Origin of the sequence: Thioclava arctica, assembly GCF_040892615.1 — a bacterium.
Classification (GTDB): Bacteria; Pseudomonadota; Alphaproteobacteria; order Rhodobacterales; family Rhodobacteraceae; genus Thioclava; species Thioclava arctica.
In genome coordinates, this window is the sequence record NZ_JBFRYC010000013.1 from 41,723 (window position 1) to 54,953 (window position 13,231).

At 59.1% G+C, this 13,231-nt stretch carries 12 protein-coding genes; 3 read left to right on the forward strand and 9 right to left on the reverse strand.

The genetic code is table 11. The annotated features are described in order from the left end of the window. Window positions 1-33: 33 nt before the first annotated feature. The 7 genes from AB4874_RS16530 to AB4874_RS16560 are packed head-to-tail and all read right to left on the reverse strand — an operon-like array spanning window position 34 to window position 5,398. Window positions 34-891 carry a lysophospholipid acyltransferase family protein gene (locus AB4874_RS16530; protein WP_438273497.1) on the reverse strand — a complete coding sequence of 286 codons (858 nt, stop codon included), beginning with the start codon at window positions 889-891 and terminating at the stop codon, window positions 34-36. A gap of 24 nt (window positions 892-915) precedes the next feature. Then, window positions 916-1,188, reverse strand: coding sequence for an HPr family phosphocarrier protein (locus tag AB4874_RS16535; RefSeq protein WP_368392804.1), 273 nt, complete (start codon window positions 1,186-1,188; stop codon window positions 916-918). Continuing rightward, the gene (locus tag AB4874_RS16540) at window positions 1,179-1,586 is read right to left on the reverse strand and encodes a PTS sugar transporter subunit IIA (RefSeq protein ID WP_368392805.1); all 408 of its coding nucleotides are present in this window, start codon (window positions 1,584-1,586) and stop codon (window positions 1,179-1,181) included. The genes AB4874_RS16535 and AB4874_RS16540 overlap by 10 nt, the downstream gene beginning before the upstream one ends. After that, window positions 1,583-2,503 (reverse strand): RNase adapter RapZ, encoded by a 921-nt coding sequence (gene rapZ / locus AB4874_RS16545; protein ID WP_295530145.1) that lies wholly within the window; start codon window positions 2,501-2,503, stop codon window positions 1,583-1,585. The genes AB4874_RS16540 and rapZ overlap by 4 nt, the downstream gene beginning before the upstream one ends. Beyond that, window positions 2,500-2,943, reverse strand: a complete 444-nt coding sequence (locus tag AB4874_RS16550; RefSeq protein ID WP_368392806.1) for an HPr kinase/phosphorylase — start codon at window positions 2,941-2,943, stop codon at window positions 2,500-2,502. The genes rapZ and AB4874_RS16550 overlap by 4 nt, the downstream gene beginning before the upstream one ends. Window position 2,944: 1 nt before the next feature. Next, window positions 2,945-4,684, reverse strand: a complete 1,740-nt coding sequence (locus AB4874_RS16555; RefSeq protein WP_295530151.1) for a sensor histidine kinase — start codon at window positions 4,682-4,684, stop codon at window positions 2,945-2,947. 12 nt (window positions 4,685-4,696) lie between these two features. After that, the gene (locus AB4874_RS16560) at window positions 4,697-5,398 is read right to left on the reverse strand and encodes a response regulator transcription factor (protein ID WP_368392807.1); all 702 of its coding nucleotides are present in this window, start codon (window positions 5,396-5,398) and stop codon (window positions 4,697-4,699) included. A 343-nt stretch (window positions 5,399-5,741) separates the two neighbouring features. On the opposite strand from AB4874_RS16560, the gene AB4874_RS16565 reads away from it, so the two are divergent. Continuing rightward, window positions 5,742-7,340, forward strand: a complete 1,599-nt coding sequence (locus tag AB4874_RS16565) for a phosphoenolpyruvate carboxykinase (RefSeq protein ID WP_295530157.1) — start codon at window positions 5,742-5,744, stop codon at window positions 7,338-7,340. A 155-nt stretch (window positions 7,341-7,495) separates the two neighbouring features. Continuing rightward, a complete protein-coding gene (locus tag AB4874_RS16570) occupies window positions 7,496-8,401 on the forward strand; it encodes a hypothetical protein (protein ID WP_368392808.1) in 906 nt (301 codons plus the stop codon). Window positions 8,402-8,774: 373 nt separating this feature from the next. On the opposite strand, the gene AB4874_RS16575 is transcribed toward AB4874_RS16570, so the two are convergent. After that, on the reverse strand, window positions 8,775-9,116 hold the full coding sequence (locus tag AB4874_RS16575) for a hypothetical protein (protein ID WP_368392809.1): 342 nt from the start codon (window positions 9,114-9,116) through the stop codon (window positions 8,775-8,777). Window positions 9,117-9,329: 213 nt separating this feature from the next. Between AB4874_RS16575 and AB4874_RS16580 the strand changes: the two genes are divergently transcribed. Then, a complete protein-coding gene (locus AB4874_RS16580; protein ID WP_368392810.1) occupies window positions 9,330-10,907 on the forward strand; it encodes a phospholipase D-like domain-containing protein in 1,578 nt (525 codons plus the stop codon). Window positions 10,908-10,910: 3 nt separating this feature from the next. Here the strand turns inward: AB4874_RS16580 and rnr are convergent, their stop codons facing one another. Next, window positions 10,911-13,184, reverse strand: a complete 2,274-nt coding sequence (rnr, locus tag AB4874_RS16585) for a ribonuclease R (RefSeq protein ID WP_368392811.1) — start codon at window positions 13,182-13,184, stop codon at window positions 10,911-10,913. Window positions 13,185-13,231 lie beyond the last annotated feature (47 nt).

Sequence of the window (13,231 nt, forward strand, 5' to 3'; positions counted from 1 at the left end):
AGTCTGCGCTGTCGCTTGCAACGGCGCCTTGGCCTAGAGCCGCAGCGTCTCTTCTCGCAGATCGGCAAGGAATTTGCGTGGGTTTCCCAGCGCTTCCCCGATCTCTTCGGCGGTTTTCGCCGGGCCAATCACAGGATGCTGCGGTTTGTAGAGCGCGCGCTTGATTTCATAGAGCAGCAACCCTTGGCGCACCGTCGCGCTCAGCTTGTTGGCGATCTGATAGGCGCGCGAGTTCTTGCCCGGGAAATGGATCGGCACGACCGAGGCCCCCGAGCGCGCCAGCATTTTGGCAGTGAAGGGGTTCCATTCCTGCTCAATCACCGGGCCGAAAAGCGTTTCGGAATGGGCAACCTGACCGGCGGGGAACAGCACGACGACACCGCCACGTTTGAGCTGCGCCATGCAGGCCGCGCGCATCTTGAGACTGTCCTCGCGGGCGTTTTGCTCATGCGGGAAGGGCACTGGCAGCATGTATTGCTCAATTTCCGGAATGCCGGTCAAAAGCGAGCGCGTCAGGATCAGATAATCATCGCGCACCTGCCCGATCAAATAGGCAAGCACCATGCCATCCACCAAGCCGTGGGGGTGATTGGCAACCACAACCAGCGGCCCCTCTTTCGGGATATTGGCGATCTGTTCGGGCGGCGTCGTCACCTTGATCCCCATGATATCAAGCGCTTGTGGCCAAAAATCATGCCCGGTTGGGGCGCCGCGTTTTTCAAATTTCCGGATCAGATACAGCAAATACGCCTTGGCGGTCATCCATTCGAGAAACCGTATAGTTCCCACCTTGAACGGATTTGTAAACGTCCCGGCATAAGACAGCCGGCGCTTATCATAGACTTTGGTTTGCGCTTGATCTGCGGTGAATTTGACCTGCTCATCCACGATATGGACCTCTCGGTTCCGAGCGGGTTACATGCCTTCGCCGAACTTGTCCTCAACCAGCGCCTGCAGCGCATTGGCGAGTTTTTCGGCGTCGGCCCCGCGTGTCGTGACCTCAATACTGGTTCCGCGAGAGGCTGCCAACATCAAAAGTCCCATGATCGAGTCGCCCGAAACGCTTTGGCCATCCTTCATCACCAGTGCTGAGGCGTCATGGGCCTCAACAACTTCAACAAATCGCGCCGAGGCACGGGCATGCAAGCCCTTTTCATTCACAATTTCTAGGCGACGGGTCACGGACATTTGGCCCGCGCCTCTCGCAAATTGTAACTATTGATATATTTGCGGCCCGCATCCAGCGCGGCTTCAACTGCGGCATGTACGTTTAAACTGCGCGATTTCGCCAATTTGATCAGAAGGGGCAGATTGGCACCGTAGATGATTTCACGGCCATTCTGTTCGCACGCCAGCAGCGACAAGTTTGACGGTGATCCCCCAAACATATCGGTCACCACGACAACCCCCTCGCCCAAGTCAACGGCATCGGCGGCATCGCGAATTTCTGCCTGTTTTCGGGCGCGATCATGATCGTCCTCAATGGTGATCGCGCGGATGCCATTTTGCGGCCCCACGACATGTTCAACCGCCGCGAGATACTCCCGCGCAAGCCCCCCATGTGCCACGATCACGATCCCGATCACGCACGCTCTCCTGTCTTCGATCCTGCCCCGTCGGGCGCTTTACGTTCCAATTCTCTGTGACGCTTAGACACTTGCCAACCAGCTTCCGCAAGCGCTTTGGCAACGCTTTGCGTCATTGCAACCGAGCGATGTTGCCCGCCTGTGCACCCAAATCCGATAGACAGATGTGCCTTGCCTTCGGCGACAAAGGCCGGAAGGAGAAACAAAAGCAAATCCATCACCTTAGAGTGAAATTCTTGGTAGCGCGGATCACTGGCGACATAGGCGGCGACCGCAGGATCGCGCCCATCAAGGGGGCGCAGCGCGGGCTCCCAATGCGGATTGACGAGAAATCGGCAATCAAACAACAAATCCAGCCCGCGCGGTACACCACGTTTATAGCTGAAAGAATGCACCGAAACGGCCAGTTTCTCGATCTTGCCAGTATCAAAGAAACGCCCCAACTCGGCGCGCAGATCGTGTGGGCTCATCTCTGAGCTGTCGATCAGCACGTCGGCGCGCACCTTGATCGGCGCGAGAATGTCGATTTCTTGCGCAATCCCCGATCCAGGCGGCTCATCGGGGGACAGCGGATGGCGACGGCGGGTCTCGGAATAGCGCCGCTCCAAAACGTCCGGGCGCGCATCAAGATATAACAGCTCGAGCGTCAAATTGGGGTCGCGCGTCAATGTGTCGATCAACTCGATCAGCGCCGAGGCCGAAAAATCCCGCCCGCGCACATCAACACCCAAGGCAACCGGGTGGCCAATGTGACCCGAAAAAAGCCTTGGGATCAGGCTGAGCGGCAGGTTGACGATTGGCTCATAGCCCAAATCCTCAAGCGCGCCGATCGCCGTGGTGCGCCCAGCCCCAGACGGGCCAGTTACCAGTACGACGCGCTGGCCAGCCTGCTGTGTCGCCGGGTCTGATCGGGTCATGCCCATCGGCCGCCTTTCAGCCATTGCAAGATTGCTACGTCAAAATGGCCATGTTGCACGCGCAGCACAAGAGGCAGTTCGACCCCAAGCACCCTGTCTTTTCGATGGTTTGGAAGGCGTTCGGTCTCAATCTCATCCAGATTGACGCATAAAATGATGCGGGCCTGTTCCAATGCCTCGGCACGCAACAGACCCACCGCGCGCGCCTCAATCCGGCCTGCGATCTGAGGCGGTGCGCTGGCGATCAAATGCCCGTCTTCAACGCTCAGATCGACGCGATCATCTGCGACAAGATGCGCTCCAAACGCCATGAGGCGGAGAGCGAGGAGGGATTTACCTGATCCAGAGGGGCCCGTGATCAGAACGCCGCGTTCTGCATCCAGGGCGACAACGCTGGCATGGATGTTGGTACGCGCGATCGACGTGGCACCCTCCACCACATCAGACCGGGAGACCGACGACGAAGCGTGCCCCCAATGGGTCAGACGTCAGGTCGGCATCGGTCGGGCGAATATTTTCGGCCCAGATAACGCCGCCATGCGCCTCTACGATCTGTTTGGAGATCGCCAGACCCAACCCCGAGTGATCGCCAAACTGGCCCACCGGACGTTCCGAGTAAAAGCGCTTGAAGACCTTGGTCAGCGCCTCTTGCGGGATGCCGGGGCCGGTATCCTCGACCACGACAAGAACGCGGTTGTCGCGCCGACGTGCCCAGACCCGCACCGCATCGCCATCCTCGCAGAACGAGGTCGCATTGGTAATCAAATTGACGAACACCTGCGCCAAGCGTGCCTCGAGACCGGAAATCTGGATTGGCTGCGCGGGAAGGTCGATGATGAAATCAACGCCTTTCTTGCGCGCCTCTTGGCCCAGATATTCCGCCAGATTGCTGACCATTTTGACGAGGTCGAACGATTCTTCTTCCTCTTTCACCAGCTCGCTATCAAGGCGCGATGCGTTTGAAATATCGCTTACCAGACGATCGAGGCGGCGCACGTCATGTTCAATTACATCAAGCAGCTTGATACGCTGCTCTTCCTTTTTGACCATGCGCAAAGAGGCTACGGCAGAGCGCAGACTGGCGAGCGGATTCTTGATTTCATGACTCACATCGGCGGCGAATTGTTCGTTCGCATCGATCCGGTCATAGAGCGCCGCCACCATGCCGCGCATCGCGCCGGACAGCCGCCCAATTTCATCCGGGCGCCCGGTCAGATCCGGAATACGCACCCGTGCCGGAGACATCTTGCGCGCATTTTTCTCACGCCCGATTTCGGCAGCAGCAGCAAGATCCGAGATCGGATTGGCAATCGTCGACGCCAGCACAAGGCTGAGCCCAATCGACACGATGATCGCGATCACGAACATCTGGATCACCTGCTCGCGCTCGACGCTGACCAAGGCGTCGATCTGCCCGGCAATTGAGGTCAGCCCGACGACGCCTACGACCCGATCCCCTTGCCGAATGGGCGTTGCGACAGCAAAGATCGTCGCCCCTGCCGCGTTTTTCTGCGAAGAAATTTGCGTGCGTCCATTCAGAGCGGCGGGCACAATCTGGCGCACCATGTCCAACGCCGTATCGCCAGTGTCAGTGCCCGGGCGGCTAATCACATTCGAGATGCCGTTCCAGATCCGGCTCAGAAAATCCGTTAAAAGCGTTGTGCGCCGGTCCATTTGCAGGCCGTCGACATGCTCGACCGGGGCACGATCACCGGTCGTGGTTGTGCCAATCAGCGCCTCGCCGGGATCAAACAGGTAAAGGTCAGCGCCATCGGGAAGCTCGATCCCCGCGATGGTCGCAGCCGGATCGATGCCATCGCCCGCGGCCAGATTGACCGGCGCGCCTTTGGGCAGTTGCGCCTCAAACACATCGGCGGCGAGCTGCGCCTCATTTACCAAGCCACTTTCACGCTGCATCACCAGCGTGTCGCGGAAGGGGTTCAAATACAGCACACCTACGACCAGAACGATCATCGCAAGCAGGTTGAAGGTGATGATCTTGCGCGCCAAAGGCGAGCGGTTCAAAGCGATAAAACCGCGCCGGGCGCGGCCCTTGCGCAGATCTTCGTCAACCACACCTTCCGGGCCAACCCAATCTTCGCCAAGGATCACATCCCCGCCCAAAGACCTAGACTTGGTGCTGCGTGCGCGTCCCAACCCAATTCTCCCCGCGATGCTCATACGCGCCTCACGTCATTCTTCATTATAGCGATAGCCGATGCCATAGAGCGTCTCGATGGCCGAAAACTCATCATCAGCAGAGCGCATTTTCTTGCGCAAACGCTTGATATGGCTGTCAATTGTTCGGTCATCGACATAGACCTGATCGTCATAAGCCACGTCCATCAATTGATCGCGCGACTTCACGAACCCGGGCCGTTGCGCGAGTGCCTGAAGCAACAAGAACTCAGTCACCGTCAAGGTAACATCATTGCCTTTCCAAGTCACAGCATGACGCAGCGGATCCATTTCCAACCCGCCACGCACCATGACCTTGGTCTCTTCGGTGGTTGCGACTTCGCCAGTGCTGATCGCATCCTGACGGCGCAGAAGTGAGCGGATCCGTTCGACCAAAAGGCGCTGCGAGAATGGCTTTTTAACGTAGTCATCCGCACCCATGCGCAGACCCAAAACCTCGTCGATCTCATCATCTTTCGAGGTCAGAAAAATCACCGGCATCGCGGTCTTCTGGCGCAGCTTTTGCAAAAGCTCCATCCCGTCCATCCGCGGCATTTTGATATCCAGTACGGCCATATCCGGTAGGCGCTTGTTAAACGCGTCGAATGCGGCCTGACCGTCATTATAAGTCTCGACCTCGTATCCCTCGGCCTCAAGTGTCATCGACACCGAAGTCAGAATATTGCGATCATCGTCGACCAGAGCGATCCTTGACATGCCCGTTCCCTCATTGCTGCTCTTTTGTTATTGGCCACATCATCTGCATTTGACGGACGCAAATCAACCAAGATGTGCGAATCACACCCGTTTCCCGAATCATCTGAGTCGAAAAAACCGAAGGTTTGACTAATTTACCTCACCTTGAGGCGACATTTTGCGATGGTGGCGCTAAACCTGCAAATGGTTGCGCTAACTGCGCCAATGCTTCCTGTTCCATCATGAAATTGTCATGCTATAGGCGAGCCATCCGGGTAACATTGTTGCTTGGATCGGCACCCCGAGGCCCCGGGATGCCGGGAGGAACCCAATGAACGCCGCACGACGGCATGGGGAGCGAAAAATGGACATCGGACGTGTAAACCCGGCGAAACGCCTTGAAGATCAAGGAATCGAAGGTCTGGGAAATGTCTATTATAACTTGCTGGAACCAGCCCTGATCGAAGAAGCGATCAAGCGCGACGAAGGCACATTGGGCAAAGGCGGGGCGTTTTACTGCACCACCGGCGCTCATACCGGGCGCTCGCCCAAAGACAAATTCGTCGTACGCACGCCCGGCGTGGAAGATACGATCTGGTGGGAAAACAACCAGCCGATGGAGCCCGAGGCGTTTGATCGTCTCCATGCCGACATGCTTGCCCATCTTAAGGGTCGCGACATGTTCGTTGAGGACCTGTATGGCGGGGCCGATCCTGCGCATCGCCTTGATGTGCGCCTTGTCGCCGAATTGGCTTGGCACGGTCTGTTCATGCGCACGATGCTGCGCCGCCCCGAGCGCGCCGAGTTGGACGGGTTCAGCCCCGAGTGGACGATCATCAACTGCCCCAGCTTCAAGGCCGATCCTGCACGTCATGGCTGCCGCTCGGAAACGGTGATTGCGCTCAATTTCGATCAGAAGATCATCTTGATCGGTAACACCGCCTACGCGGGTGAGAACAAAAAGGGCGTCTTCTCGCTGCTCAACTACATCCTACCCGGCAAGGGTGTGATGGCGATGCATTGCTCGGCCAACCACGCGATTGGCGATCCCGACGATGCGGCTGTGTTCTTTGGCCTGTCGGGCACCGGCAAAACCACGCTGTCGGCTGATCCCTCGCGCATCCTGATTGGCGATGACGAACATGGCTGGTCCGAAAAAGGCATCTTCAACTTTGAGGGTGGCTGCTATGCCAAGACGATCAATCTGAGCAAAGAGGCCGAGCCCGAAATCTACGCCACCTGTTCGATGTTTGGCACCGTGGTTGAAAACATGGTCTATGACGCTGAAACGCTGGAGCTGGACTTCGAGGACAACTCGCTGACCGACAACATGCGCTGCGCCTATCCACTGCACTACATTTCGAACGCGTCGCCGACGTCTTTGGGTGGTGAGCCGAAAAACGTCATCATGCTGACCTGTGATGCCTATGGCGTGCTGCCTCCGATCGCGCGACTGACCCCGGCGCAGGCGATGTATCATTTCCTGTCGGGCTTTACCTCGAAGACGCCAGGCACCGAAGTGGGCGTGACCGAGCCGCTGCCGACCTTCTCGACCTGTTTTGGCGCGCCCTTCATGCCGCGCCGCCCTGAGGTATACGGCAAACTGCTGCAAGAGAAGATCCACAATACTGGTGCGTCGTGCTGGTTGGTTAACACTGGCTGGACCGGTGGTGCGTTTGGCACCGGGTCGCGGATGCCTATCCGGGCAACCCGCGCGCTGCTGACGGCGGCCCTTGATGGTTCGCTGCATGACGTCGAGTTCCGCAAAGACGTGAATTTCGGGTTTGACGTTCCTGTCGCGGTCAACGGTGTGTCTGATGTGCTGCTCGATCCGCGCCGCACTTGGGATGACGGAGCCGCTTATGACGCACAAGCCGCAAAGCTGGTGCAGATGTTTGCCGACAACTTTGCGCAATATGTGCCCTATATCGACGAAGACGTGAAAGCCGCCGCAATCGGCTGACACAAAGGCGGGCGAATAAAAAAGGCCGGGCAAAACGCCTGAGGCATTTTGCACTGTTGGACATAGACCTATCCAACCTGTCGGCCTTCGGGTCGGCAGGTTTTTGATTTTCGGTCATATTTCCGGCTGATTTTACTGATTTAGAGGATACTCCTGTGGGAAGCTCGACCTTCCCGCGCGAAGGAGCCATTTTGCTCTTTGATGTCCTGTGCAGCCAAAACGGCCAATATCGGAGGCAGTGCAAGACTTTGACCCAGCAGACAAAAGGATCAAACGCGTTGCAGAGCCTCAAAAACCTAACGCTTGCACAATATTGCCCCGCAGTGCCGGGAAAAACATACTTGAACTGCTACGGGGATCCTGACTTCGGCGCGATGCGCATGCTGGGTCGGTTCACAATGATTATACTATGTGGGCTTTTAGCCGGCTGTCCGGTGATCGCGCAAACCGCGCAGACGGTAGAGCTTTCGACGCGAACCTTTTGGCTCGGCGAAGTGCCCAATACGATGAGCGTAGACCCGCCCTTCTTCGCGCCGCGGCGGGTTCAGTGGATCGAAAAGATCATAGAAGCAGACCCAGTGCTCAAGGACACAGTCATCCATGTCGAACTCGCGTTGCTTCCAGCGTCGAAGAATGCGGAGGCAATCAATATGTATTACGCACCCCTCCGCCGCGATAGACTTGACCCGCGCTACGACCTGCCGGGCTACCTTATCTTTGGCTCTCCTGTCTCGGTCGCTGATCCGACAAGACTCCCCAACAGGCTGCACTATATTCCCCAATCGCCCGACGCCGGATTCGACGTTACTTGCAGCGTCGATAACCTGCGCGAAAAGATGAGGCTCTGTATCGTTTACGCGACCTATCCGCCAGACGATGGCATCCGCCTCAAGGCGCGGCTCTATTTTCCGAAAGACCCTGCCACGCGGCCCGGCTATTTCCGTGAAGTCGCCGAACGGATGCGCGATCTGGTCTACTGCCTAGATGTGACTGATGACCTGGTCGATGTGCAGAAAGACCGCCCTTCGTTGACTGGGTGCCGGCCTGACGTCAACTCGTAAGGATGTCTGGTAATCCGCTTAATGAAGCAGTGGAAGAAGTGGCCCCGGACGGAGATCACAGGGCGCATAGAGGTGGCTGGTGCCGAAGCATGTGATGGCTTCACCGTCAGATCCCTGCCGCGCAGCGCGACCAATCTGCTCTGCCCGCGGCGCAGCAACTTGGCGTCAATGTAAAAAAGACGCGACTTCGCTGCGAGCAGATGGCGAGAAAACTCGAGGTCACATTTGGGCTCTGAGCAGGGTTCAGACCCTGACGATGGCAACCGCTAAAATAGCATGGGTGACGATGAAAATCGCCGTCCATGTCCTACAGTGCGAGCTGCCTCACAAAACGCCCCGGCCTTTTCCCATTTCAGATCACATCCGAGCGCGATCAGTCGACTTTGACGCCGACGCGGCTGGCCTGAAAAATCTTGATTTCAGTGCCGGGCTTCACCGCGGTCGCAAGCACTTGGCGCCCTTCGATTTGACCGCCGCAACGCTGGCTGTTCAGCGCGCCAACACCACCATCGGAATAGACGACCAGCTTTGAGTCCGGCAGGAGCGCTTCGATGTCTTTGAAGCTTGGCGCAGGGCCGTTGCAATCGCCGCCGATATAGCTGGCAAGCACTTTGCTTTCGCCGAGTTTGAGTTTCTCAACATGACCGGCCTGCGCAATCGCAGGCATGCCAAGCAATGACAGGGCACAGACACCCCAAGAGATGGTGCGTTTCATGTTCGCTCCTAAAATATCGTAACTCCCTGCGTGGGCACATGGCGTGACTCGGCGCGTGTGTCCAGTTCATGCTGCTATGCAGAAAAAGCATATCTCTCTCATATCAAATAATTGTAGGGGCACGCGCGGCCATTTGCTGCATCTGCAACGCCACACTTCCCTAACGCCCTGATCCACCTACATTGCACTCATATGGAACGAGACCTGATTCATTTGGTCCTATGGGCCCTATTGGCGGGCGTGATCGTGTTGATCGCGCTGACACTGATCGCTGCGCGGCTGTCACATCGCCGCCCGCGTGGCCCATTTGCGCAGGCGCAGACCCTGATCGCACCCGAAAGTGGCGCGGTAGCGCGGGCGCTGCAGCCGCGTCTCGCCAACGCCCCCGCCGAGAAAACGGCGGTGCAGGTGCTGACCGATCCGATTGACGCCCTCGCGGCGCGACTGGAGTTGATCGGTGCCGCCGAGGTCTCGCTCGATCTGCAATATTACCTCTGGCAGAACGATACCGCAGGGGCGCTGATGCTTGGGGCCATGCGCAAGGCAGCCGCGCGGGGGGTGCGGGTGCGGCTGTTGATTGATGACAATGGCACCGCGGGGATGGATCGCATTTTGGCCGCACTCGATCAGATGCCAAATATCCAAGTGCGGCTGTTCAACCCGTTTCCGTTGCGGCGCGCGCGCGTGCTTGGCTATCTGTCTGATTTCTATCGCCTCAATCGCCGGATGCATAATAAAGCCATGATCGTGGATGGTCGGATTGCGATTTTGGGGGGGCGCAATATCGGCAGTGACTATTTCGATCCACGCTCGGAAACCGGACTCTATATGGATCTGGATGTGGCCGTTTCGGGCCCCATTTTGGCGACAACATGTGATCAATTCGATCTCTATTGGAACGCACATTCCGCGATCCCGGCGCATCTGATGCTTGGGACGTGTCCCGAGGCCGAAGCGAAGGCCCTTTTGCGCGATGAAAAAAACCGCCTGAGCTCCCCCGAGGTCTGCGCCTATCGCGACATGCTGAGCGAGCCCGAGCGCGCGCACCGCATCCTTGACCCCGAGGCAGAGGTGATCCTTGCCGAAGCTCAGTTGATCTATGATCACCCTGCCAAGATCCGAGGCATGATGCGCGGGCGCAAATTGCTGTGGCAATATCTGATTCGCGCTTTGGGCCAACCCAAGCAGGAATTGGTGTTGATCACCCCCTATCTCGTACCGACGCGCGCTGGCGTGCGGTTTCTGCGCCGGGTTGCGCGCACGGGCGTGGCGATCAAGGTGCTCACGAATTCCTATTCCGCGACCGACGTGCCGATCGTGCATTCGGGTTACGCGCATCGCCGCCGCGCAATGCTGCGCGCCGGGCTTGAGATTTACGAATACGCGCCTGATGCGCAGGCCGAACACGCGCGCGGGATGCGCCCAGGGCAATTCATGGGCAGCGCGATCAAGGGCACCTCGCCGTTCTCGCGCAACAAGCTGCATGCCAAGGTTTTTGCTGTGGATCGCGCGCGGGTGTTTATCGGCTCGTTCAACCTTGATCCGCGCTCGATGCGGTTAAATACCGAACTGGGCGTGGTGATCGCCGCGCCCGAAATCGCCGCGCAGATTTCCGACAGTTTCGCGCAGTTCATCCCCGAACGGGCGTGGCGGGTGCGGCTGGGCCGGGCGCAGCAACTGCGCTGGTCGCGCCCCGGCCAGCCCGAGTTGAAGCGTGAGCCCGGCGTGCCCTGGACGCATCGCGTGTTTCTGGCGATTGCCCAGCGCCTGCCGATCGAATGGATGCTGTAGCGCTTAGGGTTTGCGCGTGCGTTTGACCTTGCGCGCAATGGCGCGCTTCTTTGATGCCCCGCGCGCAACCTTGCGCGGCGGGCGGGTGCCCGGTCGGCGGCCTTTGCGCTTGCCCGAGGGCATATCTTGCCCGTCGATGTCGAGCAGTTCCAGCATCAGCCCGCCGGTGATCGGCACGGCCTCGGCAAGGCGCACGGTGACGCGCAACCCCGGCGTGATCGTCAGCCCGGTTTCCGAGCCTACCAATTCCTGAGCGTCGCGGTCGTAATGGAAAAACTCGCGCCCGATCTCGCGGATCGGGATCAGCCCGTCGGCCCCTGTCTCATCGAGCCGCACGAAGGCGCCGAATTTCTGCACCCCCGCGATCCGGCCGGTAAATTCGCTGCCCACGCGCTCGCTGAGATAAGCAGCGAGGTAGCGATCCGTGGTGTCGCGTTCGGCTGCCATCGAGCGCCGCTCGGTGTCGGAAATCATCTTGGCGGTCTCTTCGAGATGCTCGATATCCGACGCGCTCAGCCCGTCTTTGCCCCAGCCATGCCCGGAGATCAGCGCGCGATGCACGATCAGGTCGGAATAGCGCCGGATCGGCGAGGTGAAATGCGCATACGATCGCAACGCGAGCCCGAAATGCCCGTAATTCAGCGGGTGATAATAGGCCTGCGTCATTGAACGCAGCGTGGTCATATTGAGCAGTTCGTCAAATTCGCTGCCCTCGGATTGGCTGAGCAGATTGTTGAGATGCGAGGTCTTGAGCACCTGCCCCTTCGCCAGCGTAAAGCCAGACGCCTGCGCCACCTCGCGCAGAGCTTCGATCTTTTCGAGGCTGGGTTCTTCGTGCACGCGATACAGCAACGGGCGCTTGAGCCGTTCGAGTTCCTCGGCAGCTGCGACATTCGCCAGCACCATGAATTCCTCGATCAACTTATGCGCATCGAGGCGCTCCTTGAATTGGATCGAGGCGACTTTGCCATCTTCACCAATGACGATCTGGCGCTCGGGCAGTTCCAATTCCAGCGGCTGACGTTGCGCGCGCGCATGCAGCAGGGATTGATAGCAGGCATAGATCGGCGCGATCACGTCCTCGACCAGATCCTCGGTTTTCGCATCCGGCGTGCCGTCTTGCGCGGCCTGCACCTGCGCATATTCCAGCGAGGCCACCGAGCGGATCATGCCACGCGTGAAGCGATGGCTGATCTTGCGCCCGAAGGAGTCGATCTTCATCCGCACGGCCAAAACCGCGCGATCCACGTTTTCGTGCAGCGAGCACAGATTGCCCGACAGGCTATCGGGCAGCATTGGCACCACGCGGTCGGGGAAATAGCTGGAATTGCCGCGCTTGCGCGCCTCGCGATCCAGTTCCGATCCCGGCGTGACGTAATGGGCCACATCGGCAATCGCGACCCACAGTACATGCCCGCCGGCATTCTTGGGATCGTCATCGGGAATCGCCAGACAGGCATCGTCGCGGTCGCGCGCATCCGCTGGATCGATGGTAATGAAGGGCAGCTCGGTCAGATCCTCGCGCCCGTCCAGCGTGGCGGGCTTCGCCGCATCGGCCTCGGCCACGACGGCATCGGGGAAATCATCGGGGATGCCGTGCTGATGGATCGCAATCAGCGAAACGGCACGCGGCGCGCCCGGATCACCCAACACTTCAATCACCCGCGCCTTGGGGAGCCCCATGCGTGCGCGCGGGCCGGTTTGTTCAGCCTCGACCAACTCGCCATCCTTGGCACCCAGCGTCGCCGAAGCAGGCACCTGCCATTCATTCGCCAGCCCCTTGTCGATGGGCATGATCCGCCCACCCTCGGTCGATTTGCGAAACACGCCGAGAATGCGATGGGCCGCCTCGCCGATCTTGCGAATGAGACGCGCTTGATAGCCATAGCTTTCGCCCTCAACCGGGGTCAGACGCCCGAGGATGCGATCACCTTGCGCCAGCGCGGGTTCGCCCTCTTTGGGCACGAACAGGACAGCCGGGGCAGGCCCCTCGCCCGACCATTCGGCAGGCTCGGCCCATTGATCGCCCGACGCGTCCTCGGACAGCATCCGCAAAACGGTGACGGGTGGCAGGCTGTCGGGGTCGCGGACCTTGCGGCTGCGCGTCTCGATCAGCCCCTCGGCCTGCATCTCGCGCAGCATCCGCTTGAGCTCGATCTTGGCCTGTCCCGTCACGCCAAAGGCCCGCGCGATGTCACGCTTGCCACTTTGGCCGGGGTTGTCGTTCAGCCAATCGAGAATCTCTTGGCGCGAGGGTGTGGAGGCGGATTTGTTCATGGCTCTGCCTAGCATGAGGCGCACGGGGCGTCACGCGGGGAAGTAGG